Here is a 21,208-nt window from a genome sequence, read left to right as displayed (position 1 = left end):
CGGCCTCGGCCGGGGCCTCACCGCCGGCCCGCGTAGGCGTCGGCCAGGCGCGACTCCCACCGGGGCGCCAGCACGGTGGGGTGCCCGAAGGTGGCGCGGAGGTAGGCGCGGCCGAGCGCGACGGCGGTCTCCCGCCAGCGCTGCACCACCCACCCTCCCAACCGGCTGATGCGCAGCGCTTCGGTCGCCGCCTCGGTGGGGGCGACGAGTTCCCCGAACCCGGTGAGGCGCTCCAGCTGCTCGACCGTGGCCGGCAGCGGGTCCGGCAGGTCGATCGCCCACTCCAGTTCGGTGATGCTCTTCTTGACCGCTTTCTCCTCGGCCACGCGTTTGGCGAACGCGGCCCGGACCCCGGCGATTTCCGCGAGCAGTTCGGGAATGGTGACGGCGCAGGCGCCCCGGTCGGTGTGGGCGACACCGGCCACCTCCTCCAGCGCCCGCAGCGCGGTGAGCGCTCCGGTCGGGTCCCAGGCGAGGAGGGCCTTCCGCTCGCACAGGCCGAGCAGGCTCCGGGCGGTCCCGGCGTCGGCCAGGGCCACCGCGGCGGGCTTCACCCACGCCCCGGTCCGCAGGCCCTCGGTGTCGAGGTGCCAGAGGGCGATGGTGTCGTCCTCACCGGCCCCGGCCCGGCAGACGATCACGTGACCGACCATGGTCCGGCCGTCGCCGGCTCGGGTGGGGAGCAGACCGAGTGAGCCGAGCGAGCTGCGCTCCAGCGGTTCGGTGGTCATCATCTCTCCTGCGACTGGACGTGCTCGGGACACCGCCTGTGCGGATGACTTTCGCCCAGGACGGTGTTCACCGCCGTAGCGCGTCGTTCATTTCACGGAGTGCCGACAAGGCGCCTTTGGATCATACCCGTGCCGCGGTGAAGGGGAAATCGACCCGGATCAGGAGAATGTGATCCCTGTTCGGTTCTTCGCGATCGAATCCCCATGGGCAACTGCCGGGAACGGCCCGGCAGCCGATGGCCGAACGGCAATAGCCGGTATCGGGTTTTCCCCGGTCGTGAGCATTCCGGGCGTTCCGCGAGCGGCGGTCGATCGGCCCGCGCCGGGGGGAGTGTCACACCCGGCGCCGGGTGCGCGATGGTCCTCGTGTGCGACGAGCGCTGGTGGTGGTGGCCTGGGGCCTGGTGGTGGCGGGCCTGGGGTGGTGGGTCGTCACCGTGACCGCGCTGGACGGCGCGCCCCGGGCGGAGGCCAGCGGTTACGGGCAGTTCGTGCTGGCCGCGGTCGGGTTGGTGATCGTGGTGGGCGACCTGGTGCTCAGGTCGCTCGCGCCCACCCCGGCGCCGGACGTCGACGAGCTGACCGACAGGCTCGCGGTGGCCGTGCGCGCCCAGTGGGAGCAGGCGGCGGCCGACCGCGGTCTGCGGCAACCGGCCCCGCTGCCGATCCGGTGGCGGCGCAGCCGGGAACCGGTGGCCGGCCCGCCGTCCGCCGCCACCGCGTCGCGCTCGTTCGCCCCGCTGCCCGGCGTGGAGCGGGTCACCACGGCGCAGCTGCGGGAGGGCACGCACCGCACCCTGCACCGCGTCTACGGCGGCCTGGCCTCCGGGCGGCTCATCCTCGCCGGCGGACCGGGCAGCGGCAAGAGCTCGGCGGCGGTCCTGCTGCTGCTCGACGCGCTGGAGCACCGGCGGCAGGTGCCCGCCGAGCAGCGCGCGCTGGTGCCGGTGCCCGTGCTGTTCACCCTGCACGGGTGGGACCCCGACACCACACCCGTGCGGGAGTGGCTGGCCGCGAAGCTGACGGAGATCCCCGTCCTGTCCGGGCGCGACGGTCGGCGCCGTGCCGCCGAACTGCTCGGCGCGGGCCGGATCGCGGTGTTCCTCGACGGCTTGGACGAGATCCCCGGGCACCACCGGCCCACGGCGCTGCGCGCGCTCGGCGACCAGGCCCTGTTCCGGCTGGTCCTGCTCACCCGCACGGCCGAACTCGTCGCCGCCGCCCGGGACGGCGTCCTCACCGGCGCGGTCGCCCTGGAGCTCCGACCCCTCACCCCCGCCGACGCGGCCACCTACCTGCGGCACGGCCTGCCCGACCCGCCGGCCGAGCCGTGGCGGTCGGTGCTGGAGGCGCTGCACGGGAACGCCGACGTCCCCGTGGTCGGGGCGCTGGACAACCCGCTGGCCGTCACGCTGCTGCGCGACGCCCACCGACCGCCGGGCGCCGGCACCGTCGGCGAACTGCTCGACACCACCCGGTTCCCCACCCCCGGGCACGTCACCCACCACCTGCTGGACCAGGCGATCACCACCGCCTACGCGCCCCGGCCCGGGGAACCACCGCCCCGCTACACCGCCGACGTCGCCCGCCACACCCTCACCCTCGTCGCGCTGAGGCTCCGCCACGAGGGAACGCGCGACCTCGTCTGGTGGAACGTGCCCAACTGGCTCTCCCGCGCTCACCGCGCCCGGTTCACCGCGGGGGTGAACGGGCTGGTGGGCGGGGTCGGGGGTGCGATCCTCGGCGGGGTGACGGGGGTGTTCTCCCCCGGGTTCCCGGAGGGGGCCCTGACCGGGTTCACCTTCGGTTCCCTGGGCGGGATGGCGGGCGGGTTCCTGTTCGGGCGCCTCGACGCCGACTCGCCCGTGCGCCTCGGCGGCTTCGCCCGGAACCGGGCGCGGTGGGGGTGGAACCTCGCGTCCGGGCTCCTGCGGGGCGCCCTGCTCGGACTTCTCGTCGGGCTTTTCCTCGGGCCGACCTCCGGGGTCCTCCTCGGGCTGATCTTCGGGTTGGGCAGCGGTCTGGTGGGCGCGGTCATGCGCGGGTTCAGGTTCGAGGACACGTCGGCGGTCGCGCACCCGAGCGGGTCGTGGCGGGGGGACCTCGTCTACTGGCTCGTGCTCGGGTCGCTGGCGGGGCTCGTGGGGGTGGCGGGGCTCGGGCTCGTGCCGGGGGTCGACGTCGGCCCCGCGCTGGCGCCCGTGCTCGTGCTGGGCCTCTCGGCGTCGAGGGCGTGGGTCACCGCCGTCAGCCAGCTCTACCTCCACGTCGGCCTCGGCACCCCGTTGCGGCTGGGCCGCTTCCTCGAAGACGCCCGCGCCCGCCACCTCCTGCGCACCGTCGGCCCGATCTACCAGTTCCGCCACGCCACCCTCCAGGACCGGCTCGCCGAGACGGCCTCGAAGCCGGGCGCCTGAGCGGGCCCACCGCGGCGCCGCGGCCTCGTCGGGCGCCCGGACCCGGCCTCACCGGGTGTGCCGCAAGGTCTTGCAAGGAGTTGCAGCCTTCTGGGCCTTGTTCCGCCCTTGTTGTCGTGATTTGGTGCACCTCGCCCCGGCGCTCGTCGGGGCGGGGTTTGCAAGATCTTGCGACAAGGAGGTCGCGATGCGTCGGGCCGTCGCCGCGCTCATCGCACTCGCCGTGGTGCCGTTCACACCACCGCCGATATCCGCCGCACCCGCCGAGCAGCGGCTCGCCGTGGGGGCGGTCACCGACCTCGCGCCCGGCGTGCGCGACGGGGACCGGCGGCTGGCCAAGGACGCCCTGCGCGACGACCTGACCGGTGAGCGGTTCTACTTCGTGATGCCCGACCGCTTCGCCAACGGCGACCGGGCCAACGACCGGGGCGGCACGACCGAGGCCGACCGGCTCAAGAGCGGCTTCGACCCCGCCGACAAGGGCTTCTACCACGGCGGCGACCTCAAGGGCCTCCAGGGCGAGCTCGACTACCTCGACGGCATGGGCGTCACCGCCATCTGGATGACCCCCATGTTCCGCAACCGCTGGGTGCAGGGCTCCGGCGACGACGTCTCGGCCGGCTACCACGGCTACTGGACCACCGACTTCACCCGGCTCGACCCGCACTTCGGCACCACCAACGACATGCGGCGGCTGATCCGGGACGCGCACCGGCGCGGCATCAAGGTCTTCTTCGACATCGTCGCCAACCACACCGCCGACCTGATCGACCACGCCGAGGGCGAGTACGGCTACGTCAGCACGGGCGCGGAGCCCTACCTCGACGAGCGGGGCAACCCGGTCGACATCGCCGAGATCGCCGGGCAGGAGGACTTCCCCCGGCTCACCGCGCCCTACACGCCGGTGGTCAAGGGCGAGAAGACCCCGGCCTGGCTCAACGACCCGCAGCTCTACCACAACCGGGGCGACTCGACGTTCAGCGGCGAGTCCGCCGAGTACGGCGACTTCCACGGCCTGGACGACCTCATGACCGAGCACCCGACCGTGGTCAGGGGCATGAAGCGGATCTTCACCAGCTGGATCGACACCCTGGGCATCGACGGCTACCGCGTGGACACCGTCAAGCACGTCAACATGGAGTTCTGGCAGGCGCTGGCCCCGCACGTGAAGCGGTACGCGGAGATGCGCGGCAAGCGGGACTTCTTCGTCTTCGGCGAGGTCTTCGACGCCGACCCCGCGTCCACCTCGCGCTACACCACCGAGGGCGGGATGCAGGCGGCGCTGGACTTCCCGTTCCAGAGCGGCGCGGCGACGTTCCTGTCCGGCGGCGGCGCGGACCGGCTCGGGCGGGTGCTGGTGGACGACGACCGGTACACCGACGCCGACTCCAACGCCTCCTCCCTGCCCACGTTCCTGGGCAACCACGACATGGGCCGCATCGCCTGGATGGTCCGGCAGGGCCGGCCCGGCGTCCCCGAGGCCGAGCTGCTGGAGCGGCTCAAGCTCGGCAACGCCCTGATGTACCTGTGGCGCGGCAACCCCGTCGTCTACTACGGCGACGAGCAGGGCTTCGCGGGTGGCGGCGGCGACAAGCTGGCCCGCCAGGACATGTTCGCCTCGAAGACCCCGGAGTACGCCGCCGAGGACCTGGTCGGCAGCGACCGGACCGGCGCGGTCGACAACTTCCGCACCGACCACCCGCTCTACCGGCAGCTGCGCGACCTGGCGCGGTTCGTCGACCGCGACCCCGTGTGGAAGGACGGCAACCAGGCGCTGCGGCTCGCGCAGGGCGACGTGATCGCGTTCAGCCGCACCGGCCGCGCCCAGCAGGTGGAGCACCTGGTGGTGGCCAACGCGGGCACCGCGCCCGCGACCGTCGAGGTGCCCGCCTCCGGCACCGGCTACCGACCCGTCTGGCCGGGCGCGGGCTCGCAGGTCAACGCCGTGGGCGGCCGGGTGCGGGTGACCGTGCCCGCGCTGTCGGCGCTGGTCCTGCGGGGCACCGGCGCGCTGCGCGCCGCCGCCCCGGAGCCCACCCTGGTCGTCCCGTCGACCGGGACCGCGCTGGACGACCGGGTCGAGCTGCGCGCCGACGGCGTCACCTCGCCGTACGCGCAGGCCACGTTCGCCGCGCGGGTGGCGGGCGAGCGCGACTGGCAGGTGCTCGGCACCGACGACGCCGCGCCGTACCGGGTGTTCGCCGACCTGGCGTCCCTGCCGGGCGCGGCGGTCGGCCGGGAGGTCGAGGTCCGGGTGGTGGCGAAGGACGCCCGGGGCACCCTCGGCGCGGACGGCGCGAAGGTCGGCCTGGTCGCCGCGCCGCCGGTGGAGCCGCCCACCGCCTCCTCCTCGGACTGGCTGGTCGTGCACTACAACCGCCCGAACGGCGACTACGACGGGTGGGGCCTGCACGTGTGGGGCGACGTGGAGAGCGCGCCGACGTGGGACGCGCCGCTGCCGTTCGCCGGCGAGACCCCCTACGGGCGGTTCGCCTGGGTGAAGCTGAAGCCGGGCGCCCGCTCGGTCGGCCTCGTCGCGCACCGCGGCGACGAGAAGGACACCGACGGGGACCGGTTCGTCGACCCGAGCGCGACGCCGCAGGTGTGGTTGGCGCAGGGGAACGCGGCCGTGCACCCCAGCGAGGTCGCCGCGACCGGCCGGGCCGTGGTGACGCACCTGGGCGACCCCGCCGGCGCGGTGGTCCGCGTCGGCACGACCGACCACCCGTTCACCGGGGGAGTGGCGAGCATCCCGACCACCTCGCCGGTGGAGTTCTCGGTGGTGCGCGGCGGGACCGTCGAGGCCACCGGCCGCACCGCCGGGCGGGCCTGGGTGAACGGCGGCGCGGTGCACGCGAGCCGGGCCGCGGCGGAGAACCGCGCGGTCATCCACTACCACCGCCCCGACGGCGACTACACCGACTGGACCCTCTACCACTGGACCGGCTCGCTGGAGCCCAGCCCCGGCTGGAACCAGTCGCGCGTGCCGGACGGCTCGGACGGGTTCGGCGCGTACTGGTCGGTGCCGCTGGAGCCCGGCGCGGCGGGGTTGAGCAACATCATCCACCGGGGTGACGCCAAGGACCCCGGCGCGGACCAGTTCCTGGACGTCACGGCCACCGGCCACGAGGTCTGGTACGCGTCCGGCTCGACCAAGCCGGACGGTTCGATCTCCTACGTGCTGCCGCCGTCCGGGGGAGAGGGCGTGGAGGACGACCTGAGCAGGGCCAAGGCCGTCTGGGTGACCAGGGACCTGGTCGTGTGGGACGTGCCCGTGGTGGGCTCCGACGGCTACCGCCTGGAGTACGACGGCAGGGTGCTGCGGCTGGAGCCGACCGAGGAGGCGGTGCCGGACGGGTTCCCGCACCTGCGCGGGATGCCGGTGTTCCGGGTGCGCGACACCGCGCGGGTCGACGAGGCGCTGCGCGGCAGGCTGTCCGCCGTGCACGTCGACCCGGGCGGCGGCCTGCGGCACCGCACGGGCGTGCAGATCGCCGGCGTGCTGGACGACCGGTACGCCGCCGAGGCCGCGAAGCTGACCTACGGGCCCGTGTTCGAGGGCGACCGGGTCACCGCGCGGCTGTGGGCGCCCACCGCGTCGTCGGTGCGGCTCCAGCTGTTCGACCGGCCGTCCGGCGACCCGGCCCGGGTCGTCGACCTGCGGCGGGACGACGCCTCGGGCGCCTGGTCGGCGTCCGGGAACTGGAAGGACCGCTACTACCGGTACGAGGTGACCGTCGCCGGGCGCGCGGTGACCGTCACCGACCCGTACTCGGTGGCGCTGTCGGTGGACTCCACCCACTCGCAGTTCGCCGACCTCGGCGACCCCCGCACCATGCCCGACGGCTGGGGCGGGGAGGTGGCGCGCGGGCTCGGCGGCGACCCGACCGAGCACGGCATCACCGAGCTGCACGTCCGCGACTTCTCCATCGGCGACGAGTCGGTGCCCGCCGCGGACCGGGGCACCTACAGGGCGTTCACGCACCGGTCGTCGACCGGCATGACGCACCTGCGGCAGCTCGCCGAGGCCGGGCTCGACACCGTGCACCTGCTGCCGACCTTCGACATCGCGACCATCCCGGAGAAGCGCTCCGACCAGCGGCAGCCGGCCTGCGACCTGGCCGCGCCGCCGCCGGACTCCCCGGCGCAGCAGGAGTGCGTGACCGCGGCGGCCGCGAAGGACGGCTTCAACTGGGGCTACGACCCGTTCCACTACGACGTGCCCGAGGGCTCCTACGCCACCGACGACGCGCAGGACGGCTGGGCCCGGTCGAGGCAGTACCGGGAGATGGTGCGGTCGCTGCACGCCAACGGCAACCGCGTGGTCGTGGACGTGGTCTACAACCACACGGCCGCGCACGGCGACGCGGCGACGTCCGTGCTGGACAAGGTCGTGCCCGGCTACTACCAGCGGCTCAACGCCGACGGCACGGTGGCCAACTCCACGTGCTGCTCGAACACCGCGACCGAGAACGCCATGATGGGCAAGCTCGTGGTGGACTCGGTGGTGCGCTGGGCCAGGACGTACAAGGTCGACGGGTTCCGGTTCGACCTGATGGGCCACCACCCGAAGGCGAACATCCTGGCCGTGCGGGCGGCGCTGGACGCGCTGACCGTCGAGCGCGACGGCGTGGACGGCCCGGCCATCCGCGTCTACGGCGAGGGCTGGGACTTCGGCGAGGTCGCCGGCAACGCCCGGTTCGAGCAGGCCACCCAGGCGAACCTGGCGGGCACCGGCATCGGCACGTTCAGCGACCGGCTGCGCGACGCGGTGCGCGGCGGCGGCCCGTTCGACGAGGACCCCCGGGTGCAGGGCCTGGCCTCCGGCCTGGCGGGCGACCCGAACGGCTCGCCGGCCAACGGCGACGTGGCCGCGCGGCTGGCCAACTACACCGACCTGGTGAAGCTGGGCATGGCGGGCAACATGGCGTCCTACCGGTTCGACTCGACCTCCGGCGGCGTCGTCAGCGGCCGGGACGTGCCGTACAACGGCTCGCCCGCCGGGTACGCGGGCTCGCCCGCCGACGTGATCACCTACGTGGACGCGCACGACAACGAGACGCTGTTCGACTCGCAGGTGTTCAAGCTGCCCGCCGGCACGTCCACGGCCGACCGGGTGCGGATGCAGAAGGTGGCGCTGGCCCCGGTGCTGCTGGGCCAGGGGCAGCCGTTCCTGCACGCGGGCGCGGAGTTCCTGCGCTCGAAGTCGCTGGACCGCAACAGCTACGACTCCGGCGACTGGTTCAACCGCTACGACCCGTCGCTGCGGGACAACGGGTTCGGGCGCGGCCTGCCGCCGGCGGCGGACAACGAGGACAAGTGGCCCTACGCGGCCCCGCTGCTGGCCGACGCCTCGCTGAAGCCGTCGTCGGCGGACATGCGGACGGCCGTGGACAACACGCTGGAGCTGCTGCGTATCCGCCGGTCCTCGCCGCTGTTCACGCTGGGCGACGCGGCCCTGGTGCAGCGGAAGCTGTCGTTCCCGGCGGCCGAGCCGGGCGTGGTGGCGGCGCTGCTCGACGACACCGCGGGCCCGGACGTCGACCCGGCCCTGGACGGGGTCCTCGTGGTGGTGAACCCGTACCCGGTGGAGAAGTCGGTGACCGTCGCCGGGGCCTGGCGCAACCACGAGCTGAGCGGTGACCGGGCGACCGTGGCCGACGGCTCGGTGCGCGTGCCCGCCCGCTCGGTGGTGGTCCTCGTCCGCTAGCGATCGGCGCTCTCCCGGCGCCGGTCAGTGGTCGGCGAGCTCGACGCGTGACCGGACGTCCTCGGCGCGCAGGATGCGGAACCCCCGCTCCTGCGCGCCGAGCACTTTGAGGAACCCCGGACTGGTCTCCACCACGTAAGCCTCGAAGGTCCCGTCGGTGGTCTCCACGCGCTCGCGCGGCACCCACGGCGTCGCCACGACGGCCGCCACGACCAGCGCCACCGCCCCCACCACCCAGCCGAACCGCCGCAGCACGAACACCGCGCCCGACCACCGCCGGAGCAGCACCAGCACGACGGTCAGCACCACCGCGGCCACCGGCACCCACCAGCGGTGGTAGGTCAGCACGTGCGCGACCAGGAACGCCACCAGCACCGCCACCGCCAACGGCGCCGTGCGCGACTTCGTGCCGACGGCGTAGAAGACCGTCAACGGCAGCACCAGCACCAGCAGCGCGCTGCTGATGCGCGAGTCGGCCATGAACGTGCCCAGGAACAGCCCCGGCGCGTCCTCCAGGTCCAGCGTGTGCAGCAGCGCGAAAGACAGGAGATCACTGGAGTGCCGGTAAGTGGTCCCGTCGAGTGCCGGCACACCCGACCGGAACCTCGACCTGGACACCGGAGGTCCCAAGTCATGACCCGATCTCGTCATATCCCCAGTTCAACGACAGTGTCGCCGTGAGCAAGGCTGCCGCCGCGCCGGGCGATCACGCTGATCGCGCTGGCGAACCACCCCGGCCCGATAGGTCGGAGGCGTTCCCGTCGGTCGAGCGCATGACCCACTACAGGCTGTCCCGGCGCACAGTCCAGCGGGCGCTGCGGTCGCTGGAGGAGTTGGGCCTGATCCGCGAGGGCAACACCCGCGTGCGCGACGCCCGCGTCGAACGTGCTGACCAGCGCCCGCAGGTCTACGACCTGGTGTTGTCGGCAGGGTTGTCCGCAGCCTCGGGAACGGGGCGTCAGGATGGCGCTCCGCTGACCAGCACGGGGCGTCAGCATGACGCCCGAACCGCCCTTCGACCGTCCGGGAAACCGTCCCGCGCCGAGCGCGTCCTCCACCGGGCACTCGGCGGTGCCGCCGGTGTGCGGTCAGTGCGACGCCGGCGACACCACCCGGTCTCCGCCCGGGTGGTGTCGCCGGACTAGGACCGCACGCGGTCGACGCCGTGCCCGCGTTGCGCCCCTGCCCGGTCGGGGGGTGCCCGATGAGCGGGACCAAGCGCGCCGCGCACCTCACCCCGGCCGCCCGCCCGGACACCCCGGAGTGGGCCGACGAGACGATCCGCATGTCGGAGGGCCGCCTGGCGCACGTCGCCGAAGTCGGCCGCGTCCTGCTGCTGCCGGACGGGGCCGACCACCTGGTGGTGCGGGTGCTCCAGCGGCTGCACGCCGTCGTCGGCGAGGAGTCCCTGACCTACCTGCCCGGGGTGGCGGCGGTGGACGTGCGCCGCGTCGCCGACGGCACGGGCGACGACCCCGGCTTGGTGACCTCCCAGCGGGCGGCCGAGCCGGCCGCGCTGCTCACCACCGCCGATCCGAGCCGGCCGCCCGGATCGGCGGTGGTCGGCGAACGCGGACGCGCAGCGTCTGGAGCGCACGGGGCGCGTGATCGCCGGGGCCACGTGGATGATCGCGGGCGTGGTGCTGGTGCTGGTCGGTGACCGGGTGCCGGCCCAGCACGGCCGCTCCACCGGAGATTGGCACACCAGGAGGACACCATGCAGGTTGACCGCTTGCCAGGCGCGTCAACGTCACCCGAACAGTCGAGGCTGTTCGGGTGACGTTGACGTTTTCGCCCTAAGTGGATGAAGCGAGCGGTTCACCCTTTTCAGGCACTCAAGCCCAAGGGGGAGACGATGAGGATTCGCGCAAGAGCGATGTTGTTGTTCATGGCGGTCGCCGCGCTGGTGTGGGGGAGCGCGGGAGTGGCACAGGCCGACCACCTTTCAGGCAACGGCGTCGAGGCCATGGGCCCCAACTGCGCGGAACCACTGTGCGGCAAGATCAAGAACTCCAGTTCTTCCGACGATGACCTGTGGATCATCAACAACTGGCCGCCGGAGACCGCGTCAGGTGCGTTCCTCCGCCCCGGCGAGACGTCCTCGAAGTACTTCAAGGACACAGACGGCGTCTACATCCCCACCGGCTGCAAGGGCGTGCGCGACTGGGCGCCCGACTGGGACGGTGGCTACTGGTACAAGTTCTCCAACCTGTTCAGCGAGACGGTCAGGTTCGACTGCTGACCGGTCACGGGGGAATGCGGGCTGCCTTGCGCCTGCCCAGGTGGAAACCGAACACCACCAAGTCGAGCGAACCGACCTGGACGGGTTGATCGGTGCGATACCCGGCGGCACTGCGACCACCCCGCCCTCGGCGGTGTGCACGAGCTGACCCGCCACAACCATGAGGCCGCCCCGGACACGTCGCCGGGGCGGCCTCGTGGTGTCAGGCGGAGGTGTTCTTCGGCTTGGTCTCCCAGGCGTGCGGAGGACACGCGCGATGCGGCGGAGCGCCTGACGGTGGGGATGGTTGCGGTCGAGCACGTCCGCCGCGCGCGATGCCCCCATGCACCCGGCGCACAGCGTCCACAGCCAGGCGGCAGTGGGCAGCGGCTTGCCCGGTTGACCCGGATCTTGATCGTGTCGTCGAAGGTCACGTAGGAGTCCACGATGTGGTGTCCGGCGTGGGTGTAGCCGGAGAGCGCGCGGTAGATCGCGTACATGTGGGGTCCCATCGGGTCGAAGTCATCGCAGAGCTGCTGGAAGCTCCTGGCAGGACCATCGCCGGTCGAGGGGGTCACCACGGACTTCTCAATGATCGAGGCGACCTCGTCCACCTCTCCCAAACCCCACCGCAGTAGGGCCCGTCCGGTGGCTCGACGTTGGCGCTGCTGCTCGTTGATGAAAGCCGCCGGGACCTCCTCGTCGTTGTGGAACATCCACTGGGCGGTCAGCCCGTGCTTCAAGGGCTCCTCTGACCAGAGGCATCGCCTCAAGGTCCATCCCCGCCTCGTGCAGGTGCATCGCGGCCCGCGCCAGGCGGTGGGTGTGGGCCGCGAGCGCCAACACGATCGCCAGGCGCTCACGCTCCGTGTGTCGTCCCTTGGCGACTGACGTCTTGTCCGGGCGGTCGTCCCAGATCGTCAATGCCCGCCGAGGTGCGCGAGCTGTTCGAGGAGGCCCGCGCCGTCGCCGGGGTCTCACGTCGTGCGGGCGCGGCTCTGGCACGTGCCACGGTCGAGAGGCTGATCAGGATCCTCGATCCGGACGCCCCGGAGAAGGCGAAGCTCGACCAGCGCATCGAACGGATCAAGGACCGGCTGACCCCGCAGACCGCACAGCTCCTGGACGTCCTGCGCGTAACGGACAACGGCGCGCTGCACGTGGACGACGAGCCCGGCGAGTTGGGTGTCACGGCCCTCGGCGACGAAGAAGGCCCGGCGCTGCTGGAGCTGCTGCTTGAGACCGCAGCGTCCGACGGCGGTGCGGGGTGTTCAACCGGATCTGCCGCCGCTCGCCGCGCGTGTGCCGCCTACCCAGGGTGAGATACATAGCATCCGAATGATTCGACGTATGTCGAGTCACCGTCAATCGGCGGTAACGGTGGCGAACGATTCAATGATTTGATCGTTGAGCTGGATTTATTCCATGCTTTCACGCGTTGCAATGAGGAGAAGAATGCGTTTCGCCAACTATGCCGTCGTCGTGGGCACAGTCGCGTCCCTGTTGCTCACCGGAGCCGCGGTCGCTACTGCGGAGACCGGCGTCGGCCTGGCAGGACCGGCCATGACAACAGGCACATCCGACCTGATCCCCGAGTCCGAACTGCTCGACGCCGGGGAAATCCGGCCGATGGAGGATGTCTCCGACTGCAAGTTCAACCTTGATTGGCCGCACAACTCAGGCCATGTAGCAGGTAACGTGACCAGCAACGGCGTGATCAACTGCAACAGCAAGAAGAAGTACCTGGGGGTGGAGACCTACCTGTACCGCGAAAGCAGCAACCCCGGCTACTTCAAGCTGGTGGCCCAGAACTCGGCCGTGAACAACTCCGGGAACGGGTCTTACGTCAGCGCAGCGGCAGCGCTGGGCTGCGTCTCCGCCCGCTACTACGCCAAGGCGGAGTTCCTGATGGTGGAGGGCAACGACGCTCGGCACGAGCGCACCCACAGGACCCCGGAAATCCAGGTCAACTGCTAGCCGGCCGGCCTGGTCCGGGCACCGGGGGTGCCCGGACCAGGCGGCACTACAGTCCAGGGGGCCAATCACCCTGCGCGAATATGAGGTCCACCCATGGTCGATCGCACCATCGACCAGCCCAGAAGCCCCGCGTTCATCGAACTGTGCCTGCTCCTGCGCGACTTCTTCGGCGATCTCGACCTCGGCGCTCAACTCAACGCCCTGACCGACGAAGACCTTTGTCGGCACATCGCCTTCGCGGTGTCCCTTCAGCACTCCGGCCGCGACTTCACCGCGCGGCCCGCGCCGGAACTCGACCACATCGCTACAGCCGTCCTACGACGGCTGTCGACCGGGTCCCTCGGCAACACATCGTTGCGGTCGCCCCAGGCGCGGTACGCGACGGACGTGACACCGCGTACGGTCCAGGTGGCTGACGGACCCCCGAGTACCACAGCCCCTGACAAACCGGTCGGGGCGTTGTGGACCTCGTCCATCCTTCCCGAGGGCGCCAGTATGTGGCAGTGGGGCGAGTTGGCGGAGTTCGGCCCGGACCGACCGCTGTTCACCGTCACGTTCGACCCGGCGGACATCCGGCTGTTCACCATCGACTCACCCTTCGACTACGGGCGACTGGTGAACCGGTACCCGCGCTCGTCGGACGGACGCGTGCAGGTGTGCTGGACCCGTGCCGCCGAGGATCTCGACGCCGTGCACCTGACCGTGCCCGGCCTCCTCACGGCGCAACATGTCCCGGTCATGACATCGCATGGCACCGCGATCCTGACCGGGTGGGACGCCGAGTCCACCGCCTGGCTGCACCTGCCGAACGCCTTCGAGATGACTCCGGTAACGACGTAACCCGCATCTCGGCTCCACGCGGCGAACGGCCCCGCACCACGGGGCGCAGGGAAGCCGCGGTGCGGGCCCGCAGCACCACGTGATCAGCGGCGGCGGCATCCCGCTCGCGGTGACCCTCACCGGCGCACCTCGGGATCTCACCGATCCTCGTCCGACGGCAGACACCGCGCGGCTCCGGCCTGGGCACACTGCGACGGGTCGTCGAACGCGGAATTTCCCGATTGCGCCAGTTCCGACGCCTGCGGATCCGCTGGGAACGCCGAACCGACGTACACGAGGCGGTCCTGGAACTCGCCTGCGCCCTGATCTGCTGCCGACGCCTCCGGTCATTCTGATAGGAGCATCAGCAATTAGGAGCATCAGCAATCCAACGCCACGTGCCAGTCGTAGTGCGCCACCGCGAGCAGGCGCAGCAGCACGAACATCACGGCACCCGCCGTAACGGCGGGCGCCAGGTGGGGCTTCTCGGTGGTCACGGCGGACACTGTGGCAGCCCCGGCTACCCTTGGCCGCAGTTGCACGATCCCCCACGAAGGAGTATCGACCGCCGTGAGCGAGCGCACCCTGGTCCTGGTCAAGCCCGACGGCGTCAGCCGCGGCCTGGTCGGCGAGGTCATCTCCCGCATCGAGCGCAAGGGCCTCAAGCTGGCCGCCCTGGAGCTGCGCGTCGTGGACCGCGCGACGGCCGAGCAGCACTACGCCGAGCACGACGGCAAGCCGTTCTACAACGACCTGGTGGAGTTCATCACCGGCGGTCCGCTGGTCGCGCTGGTCGTCGAGGGCACGCGGGCGATCCCGGCGTTCCGCCAGCTCGCGGGTGGTACCGACCCGGTGGAGAAGGCGACGCCGGGCACGATCCGGGGCGACTTCGGGCTGGAGGTCCAGTTCAACCTGGTCCACGGCTCGGACTCGCCGGAGTCGGCCGAGCGCGAGGTCAAGCTCTGGTTCCCGAACCTCTGAGCCGCCCTTCCGACGGCCCGGGACCCCGAGGGTCCCGGGCCGTTCGCGCGCCCGGTCCACCCGCGCCAAAACGACTCGGTGCCTGTCGTACCCCGCCGCTACCGTGATCGCGTGACCACCACCCTCGTCGAGGCCAAGGCGCTGACCAAGCACTTCGGCACGTTCGAAGCCGTCCGCGGGATCGACGTGGAGGTGCGCAAGGGCGAGGCGTTCGGCTTCCTCGGCCCCAACGGCGCCGGCAAGTCCTCCACCATGCGCATGATCTCCTGCGTCTCCCCGCGCACCGGCGGCGAGCTGCGGGTCCTCGGCCTGGACCCGGACACCGACGGCCCGCGGATCCGCGCCCGCCTCGGCGTCGTGCCCCAGCAGGACAACCTCGACGCCGAGCTGACCGTCCGGCAGAACCTGGAGGTCTACGGCCGCTACTTCGGGCTCAGCCGCAGCGCGGTGCGCGAGAAGGCCGTGGAGCTGATGGGGTTCGCCCAGCTCACCGACCGCGCCGACGCCGAGGTGGAGCCGCTGTCCGGCGGCATGAAGAGGCGGCTGACGATCGCCCGCTCCCTGGTCAACGACCCGGAGCTGCTGCTGCTCGACGAACCCACCACGGGCCTCGACCCGCAGGCCCGCCACCTGCTGTGGGACCGGCTGTTCCGGCTCAAGCAGTCCGGTGTCACGCTGATCATCACCACCCACTACATGGACGAGGCCGAGCAGCTGTGCGACCGGTTGGTGGTGATGGACGGCGGCCGGATCGCGGACGAGGGGGCGCCCGCCGAGCTGATCCGGCGCCACTCCACCCGCGAGGTGCTGGAGCTGCGCTTCCCGCCGGGCGAGCAGAGCGCCACCGAGGTGCGCGACCTGGCCGAACGGGTGGAGGTGCTGCCCGACCGCGTGCTGCTCTACACCGCCGACGGCGAGGCGGCGCTGGCCGCGGCCCACGCGCGGGGCGTGCGGCCGGTGTCGAGCCTGGTGCGCCGCAGCAGCCTGGAGGACGTGTTCCTGCGCCTCACCGGCCGGACGCTGGTGGACTGACCGGTGGAACCACGAGTGCTGGGCTCGTTCCGCGCCGCGCTGATCGCGGTGGAGAACCACTGGACCTGGTACCGCCGCAACTGGCGGGCCACGGCCGTCTCGAACTTCCTGCAACCGGTGCTGATGCTGCTCGCCATGGGCCTGGGCTTCGGCTCGCAGGTCCCGGTGGGCGAGGCCACCGGCGGCCACCCGTACGTCGTCTTCCTCGCGCCGGCGCTGCTCGTGCTCTCCGCCGCGCAGAGCGCCATGTTCGAGTCCACCTACGCGGTGCTGTCGTCGTTCAAGTGGCAGAAGACCTTCTTCGGCGTGGTCTCCACCCCGGTCACGCCCGCGCAGGTGCTCTACGGCCAGCTGCTGTGGATCGCGCTGCGCCTGGCCGCCGGCACCGCCGTGTTCCTCGGCGTCGCCGCCGCGCTGGGCGCGGTCACCAGCCCCTCCGCCGTGCTGGCGGTGCCGTTCGCGGTGCTGGCGGGCATGGCGTTCAGCGCGCCCGTGGTCGCCTTCACCGCGACCCGGGAGAAGCCGGACTCGTTCAACGCCCTCTTCCGGTTCGTGCTGATGCCGATGACCCTGTTCACCGGCGCGTTCTTCCCGCTGGACCAGCTGCCCGCCTGGCTGCACCCGCTCGCCTGGGCCACCCCGGTGTGGCACGGCATCGAACTGGCCCGCGGCGCCGCGTTCGGCACCCTCGGCGCGCTGCCCGCCCTCGGCCACGTCGCCTACCTGGTCGCCCTGGTGGTCGCGGGCGTCGTCCTGGGCCGTCACCTCTTCCACCGGAGGCTCACCGCATGACCCGCACCCTCGACCCCGTCGAGCCGCGGGCCCGCGGCGGCCTGCTGCTCCGCGTCGTCCCGCCCGGCCTGTACGCGGGGCGCCCGCACGCCCTGGTCGAGCGCTCCTACCTGGTCAACCGGCGGGCGTGGCTGGCGGTGGTCTCCGGCTTCTTCGAGCCGCTGTTCTTCCTGCTGTCCCTCGGGTTCGGCTTCGGGCAGCTCGTGGCCACCGTCCAGGGCCCGGCCGGGCCGGTCGACTACGCCGCCTTCGTCGCGCCGGCCCTGCTCGCGGCCTCGGCGATGAACGGCGCGGTGTACGACGCCACGTTCGGCCTGTTCTTCAAGTTCAAGTACGCGAAGGTCTACGACGCGGTGCTGGCCACCCCGATGGGCCCGGTCGACATCGCGGTCGGCGAGGCCCTGTGGTGCCTGCTGCGCGGCGGCCTGTACTCGGCGGGCTTCCTCGGCGTGATGCTCGCGTTCGGCCTGGTCGACTCGCCGTGGGCGCTGCTCGCGCTGCCGGTGTGCCTGCTGGTCGCGCTGGCGTTCGCCGCCGTGGGCATGGCCGCGGCCACCTTCATGCGCTCGTGGCAGGACTTCGACCTGGTCCAGCTGGCCGTGCTGCCGCTGTTCCTGTTCTCGACCACGTTCTACCCCCTGTCGGTGTACCCGGGCTGGTTGCAGGCCGTGGTCCGGTGCACGCCGCTCTACCACGCGATCGAGCTGCTCAGGGGCCTGACCACCGGTTATGTCGGTTGGGACGACCTGGGCCACGCCGCCTACTTCGTGGTGATGGCCGTGGTCGGGGTGGCCGTGGCGGCGCGCCGGCTGGGGAGGCTGCTGCTGACCTGAGCGGGGCGGCCGAGGGCGCCGGGGCCACCGGTTACCCTGGACGGCGTGAGCGTCGAGTCGGTCTTCCCCGCCCTGGAACCGCTGCTGCCCAGGGTGTCCAAGCCGGTGCAGTACGTCGGCGGGGAGCTCAACGCGACCGTCAAGGACTGGGACACCGCCGCCGTGCGGTGGACCCTGATGTACCCCGACGCCTACGAGGTCGGGCTGCCCAACCAGGGCGTCATGATCCTGTACGAGGTGCTCAACGAGCAGCCGGACGTGCTGGCCGAGCGGACCTACGCGGTCTGGCCCGACCTGGAAGCGCTGATGCGCGAGCACGGCGTGCCGCAGTTCACCGTGGACGGGCACCGCCCGGTCGGCGCGTTCGACCTGTTCGGCGTCAGCTTCTCCACCGAGCTGGGCTACACGAACCTGCTCAACGCCCTCGACCTCGCGGGCATCCCGCTCCACGCCGCCGACCGCACCGAAGACCACCCGATCGTGGTGGCCGGCGGGCACGCCGCGTTCAACCCGGAGCCCATCTCCGCGTTCGTGGACGCGGCCGTGCTCGGCGACGGCGAGGAAGCCGTCCTGGAGATCACCGACATCGTCCGGCGCTGGAAGGCCGAGGGGCGCCCCGGCGGTCGCGACGAGGTCCTGACCAGGCTCGCCGAGACCGGCGGCGTGTACGTGCCCCGGTTCTACGACGTGGAGTACCTGCCCGACGGCCGCATCCAGCGCGTGGTGCCCAACCGCGAGCGCGTGCCCTACCGGGTGTTCAAGCGCACCACGATGGACCTCGACGCCTGGCCGTACCCGAAGCAGCCGCTGGTGCCGCTCGCGGAGAGCGTCCACGAGCGGATGAGCGTGGAGATCTTTCGCGGCTGCACCCGCGGCTGCCGGTTCTGCCAGGCGGGCATGATCACCCGACCGGTGCGGGAGCGCTCCATCGAGGGCATCGGCGCGATGGTGCAGCGCGGCCTGGAGGCGACCGGCTTCGAGGAGGTCGGCCTGCTGTCGCTGTCCAGCGCGGACCACTCGGAGATCGCCGAGGTCACCAAGGCCCTGGCCGACCGCTACGAGGGCACCAACACCAGCCTGTCGCTGCCGTCGACGCGCGTGGACGCGTTCAACATCGACCTGGCCAACGAGCTGTCCCGCAACGGCCGCCGCTCGGGCCTGACCTTCGCCCCCGAGGGCGGCAGCGAGCGCATCCGGCGCGTGATCAACAAGATGGTGTCCGAGGAGGACCTGATCCGCACGGTCAGCGCCGCGTTCGGGGCCGGCTGGCGGCAGGTGAAGCTGTACTTCATGTGCGGCCTGCCCACCGAGACCGACGACGACGTGCTCCAGATCGCGGAGATGGCGAAGAACGTCATCCGCGCGGGTCGCGAGGTGTCCGGCCGCAAGGACGTCCGCTGCACGATCTCCATCGGCGGGTTCGTGCCCAAGCCGCACACCCCGTTCCAGTGGGCGCCCCAGTGCGACCCCGACACGGTGGACGACCGCCTGCGCAAGCTGCGCGAGGCGGTGAACTCGGACCGCTCGCTGGGCCGCAACATCGGTATGCGCTACCACGACGGCAAGCCGTCGCTGATCGAGGGCCTGCTCTCGCGCGGCGACCGGCGCATCGGCCACGTCATCGAGCGGGTGTGGCGCGAGGGCGGCCGGTTCGACGGCTGGTCCGAGCACTTCTCCTACCAGCGGTGGGTGGACGCGGCGGCGGCCGAGCTGGAGCCGCTGGGCGTGGACCTGGCCTGGTTCACCACCCGGGAGCGCGAGGAGTTGGAGGTCCTGCCCTGGGACCACCTCGACTCCGGCCTGGACAAGGAGTGGCTCTGGGCCGACTGGCAGGACGCGCTGGACGAGCGGGAGCAGGACGACTGCCGCTGGACGCCGTGCTTCGACTGCGGCGTGTGCCCGGCCATGGGCACCGACATCGAGGTGGGGCCGACCGGCCGCGCGCTGCTGCCGATCTCGCCGGTGGGCAAGGGCTCGCCGGTGCGCAACCCGGCGCTGGCCGAGCGCTGACCCCCGTCCCGGGGCTCCCTCGGGGGCCCCGGGGACCGCGGAACTACCCCTGGACGGCCGCCAGCGCGTCCACCATGCCGTGGCCGTAGAAGCCGTTGTACTCGGAGTAGCCGGTGCAGTAGGCGTCCTGCGCGCCGGTGCCGTTGAGGTCGTAGTCGGCCGGGCACGGCAGCGTCTCCGCCTGCTGGTTGAGCATCCGGTTCAGCTCCGGCACGTCGGCCCGGGGGTGCTTGGACGCCAGCAGCGCGGCCACCCCGGACACGTGCGGCGCGGCCATCGACGTGCCGCACGAGTAGTCGTAGCCCGCAGGCACGGTCGACAGCACGCACCCGTTCCGGCCGTCGTCGGGCGGCTGCCTGCGGTCGCCGCCCGGCGCGGTCACGTCCACCGCGCCCAGGCCGTAGGAGCTGTACCCGGCCTTGACCTGGTCCGCGCCCACCGAGGACACCGCCACCACGTTGCGCAGCTGCGCGGGCAGCACCAGGCAGGAGCTGTCCACCGGCCGCGGCTTGACGTCCTCGGTCGCCGCGTTGGTGGGGCTCTGCGCGTCCAGGGAGGGTTTGGTCAGGTCGGCCGCCGAGTTGCCCGCCGCCGCCACGGTCAGCACGCCGCGCGCGGTGGCGTGCTCGACCGCGCGCCGCACCGCCTCGTAGACCACCGCCTGGCCCGCCTTGTCCTGGCAGGTGAACACCCAGGGGTCGATGAAGTAGCTGTTGTTGGTGATGGTCATGCCCCGCTCGGCGGCCCACATGAACCCGCACACCGCGTACTCGGGGTAGATGAACCCGTCGTCGTCCACGACCTTCACCGACGCGATCCGCACGCCCGGCGCCACGCCCGTGGTGCCCAGGCCGTCGTCGGCCGCCGCGATGACGCCCGCCACGTGCGTGCCGTGCGCGGACGTCGTGGGCGACCAGGACGCCCGCGCCGGGTCGGCCGCGCCCGTGGTGCAGCCCGCGGACAGCTCCGGGTCCAGCGCGCCGACCAGGTCCGGGTGGGTCGGGTCGATGCCCGAGTCGAGCACGCCGACCACCACGTCCCGGCTGCCGGTGCTCACCGCGTGCGCCTCGGCGGCCCGGATGAGGTCCATGTCCCACTGCTCGGCCGTGCGGTCCACCGCGCCCTCGGCCGTGCGCGGGCCCGTGACCTCGTCGTCCTTCTTGCGGGCGGGCGCGCCGGTCCGCTTGGACAGGCCGTCGAGCTGCGCGCTGTAGGCCCGGCCGGGGCCCACCCGGTCGCCGAAGCCGGGATCGGGCGAGACCGCCACCGCGACCGCGATCTCCGGGTAGTAGGCGGTGGCCGCGCCGCACGCGCCGCCGATCCGGGCCTCGGCCAGCGGCGCGCTGGTGCCGGGCTCGAAGACGACCAGGTAGCGGAGCGGGGAGCCGTGCTCGACGCAGTCGACGGGCGGCGGCGCCCCCTCGGGGGCGGCCTGGGCGCTCGCGGTGACAGCGAGGCTGCCCGTCGCGAGCAGCGCCGCGCTGATCGCGACCGCTCGGACGCGGCGGAGCAGAGGCACTGTGGACCTCCATGACTCGGACCGGCTCGACCGGCCGGCCGGGGTGACCGCTGTCGCCGGACGGTAGTCAGGCTGCGCGGGGCAGACAAGGTCAACGGTGTCGAACGCGTCCAAGGTACCGTCCTCGTGGAGCAGGAACGTGGACCGTTGGGGTGCTCACCCCCCG

Annotated in this window: 17 protein-coding genes; 14 read left to right on the top strand and 3 right to left on the bottom strand. The window is 72.2% G+C overall.

The window, feature by feature from the left end; genetic code table 11:
- Positions 1-17: 17 nt before the first annotated feature.
- On the bottom strand, positions 18-731 hold the full coding sequence (locus ACFP3R_RS15490) for a DUF6218 family protein (RefSeq protein WP_380636811.1): 714 nt from the start codon (positions 729-731) through the stop codon (positions 18-20).
- A 368-nt stretch (positions 732-1,099) separates the two neighbouring features.
- Here ACFP3R_RS15490 and ACFP3R_RS15485 point away from each other — a divergent pair, with 368 nt between their 5' ends.
- Together ACFP3R_RS15485 and pulA are read left to right on the top strand one after the other, a co-directional pair.
- Complete coding sequence (locus tag ACFP3R_RS15485; protein WP_380636806.1) at positions 1,100-3,148, top strand: NACHT domain-containing protein; 2,049 nt, start codon at positions 1,100-1,102, stop codon at positions 3,146-3,148.
- 187 nt (positions 3,149-3,335) lie between these two features.
- Entirely contained in the window at positions 3,336-8,858 is a 5,523-nt protein-coding gene (gene pulA / locus ACFP3R_RS15480; RefSeq protein WP_380636803.1) for a pullulanase-type alpha-1,6-glucosidase, read from the top strand.
- 24 nt (positions 8,859-8,882) lie between these two features.
- Here the strand turns inward: pulA and ACFP3R_RS15475 are convergent, their stop codons facing one another.
- On the bottom strand, positions 8,883-9,449 hold the full coding sequence (locus ACFP3R_RS15475; RefSeq protein WP_380636801.1) for a hypothetical protein: 567 nt from the start codon (positions 9,447-9,449) through the stop codon (positions 8,883-8,885).
- 86 nt (positions 9,450-9,535) lie between these two features.
- Here ACFP3R_RS15475 and ACFP3R_RS15470 point away from each other — a divergent pair, with 86 nt between their 5' ends.
- From ACFP3R_RS15470 to ACFP3R_RS15415, 12 genes are all read left to right on the top strand, one after another.
- Positions 9,536-10,003 carry a helix-turn-helix domain-containing protein gene (locus tag ACFP3R_RS15470; protein WP_380636799.1) on the top strand — a complete coding sequence of 156 codons (468 nt, stop codon included), beginning with the start codon at positions 9,536-9,538 and terminating at the stop codon, positions 10,001-10,003.
- 59 nt (positions 10,004-10,062) lie between these two features.
- Positions 10,063-10,518, top strand: a complete 456-nt coding sequence (locus tag ACFP3R_RS15465) for a hypothetical protein (protein ID WP_380636797.1) — start codon at positions 10,063-10,065, stop codon at positions 10,516-10,518.
- Positions 10,519-10,734: 216 nt separating this feature from the next.
- The gene (locus ACFP3R_RS15460; protein ID WP_380636796.1) at positions 10,735-11,100 is read left to right on the top strand and encodes a hypothetical protein; all 366 of its coding nucleotides are present in this window, start codon (positions 10,735-10,737) and stop codon (positions 11,098-11,100) included.
- A gap of 902 nt (positions 11,101-12,002) precedes the next feature.
- Entirely contained in the window at positions 12,003-12,401 is a 399-nt protein-coding gene (locus ACFP3R_RS15455; protein ID WP_380636794.1) for a hypothetical protein, read from the top strand.
- A gap of 133 nt (positions 12,402-12,534) precedes the next feature.
- Complete coding sequence (locus ACFP3R_RS15450) at positions 12,535-13,056, top strand: hypothetical protein (protein ID WP_380636791.1); 522 nt, start codon at positions 12,535-12,537, stop codon at positions 13,054-13,056.
- Positions 13,057-13,149: 93 nt separating this feature from the next.
- The gene (locus ACFP3R_RS15445; protein WP_380636789.1) at positions 13,150-13,896 is read left to right on the top strand and encodes a hypothetical protein; all 747 of its coding nucleotides are present in this window, start codon (positions 13,150-13,152) and stop codon (positions 13,894-13,896) included.
- Positions 13,897-14,030: 134 nt separating this feature from the next.
- The gene (locus ACFP3R_RS15440) at positions 14,031-14,231 is read left to right on the top strand and encodes a transposase (RefSeq protein WP_380636943.1); all 201 of its coding nucleotides are present in this window, start codon (positions 14,031-14,033) and stop codon (positions 14,229-14,231) included.
- Between the two features lie 214 nt (positions 14,232-14,445).
- Positions 14,446-14,856, top strand: coding sequence for a nucleoside-diphosphate kinase (gene ndk / locus ACFP3R_RS15435; RefSeq protein WP_380636787.1), 411 nt, complete (start codon positions 14,446-14,448; stop codon positions 14,854-14,856).
- Between the two features lie 111 nt (positions 14,857-14,967).
- Entirely contained in the window at positions 14,968-15,888 is a 921-nt protein-coding gene (locus ACFP3R_RS15430) for an ABC transporter ATP-binding protein (RefSeq protein ID WP_380636785.1), read from the top strand.
- A gap of 3 nt (positions 15,889-15,891) precedes the next feature.
- Positions 15,892-16,680, top strand: coding sequence for an ABC transporter permease (locus ACFP3R_RS15425; RefSeq protein ID WP_380636783.1), 789 nt, complete (start codon positions 15,892-15,894; stop codon positions 16,678-16,680).
- Entirely contained in the window at positions 16,677-17,513 is an 837-nt protein-coding gene (locus ACFP3R_RS15420; protein ID WP_380636781.1) for an ABC transporter permease, read from the top strand. Before ACFP3R_RS15425 ends, ACFP3R_RS15420 begins: the two co-directional genes overlap by 4 nt.
- A gap of 45 nt (positions 17,514-17,558) precedes the next feature.
- Positions 17,559-19,523, top strand: a complete 1,965-nt coding sequence (locus tag ACFP3R_RS15415) for a TIGR03960 family B12-binding radical SAM protein (protein WP_380636780.1) — start codon at positions 17,559-17,561, stop codon at positions 19,521-19,523.
- A 43-nt stretch (positions 19,524-19,566) separates the two neighbouring features.
- Here ACFP3R_RS15415 and ACFP3R_RS15410 read toward each other — a convergent pair whose 3' ends face one another.
- A complete protein-coding gene (locus ACFP3R_RS15410; protein ID WP_380636778.1) occupies positions 19,567-21,042 on the bottom strand; it encodes a S8 family peptidase in 1,476 nt (491 codons plus the stop codon).
- Between the last annotated feature and the right edge of the window lie 166 nt (positions 21,043-21,208).

The sequence above is a fragment of the Saccharothrix lopnurensis genome (assembly GCF_042658445.1).
GTDB lineage: Bacteria > Actinomycetota > Actinomycetes > Mycobacteriales > Pseudonocardiaceae > Actinosynnema > Actinosynnema lopnurensis.
This window is presented reverse-complemented; position numbering and strand designations above follow the sequence as displayed.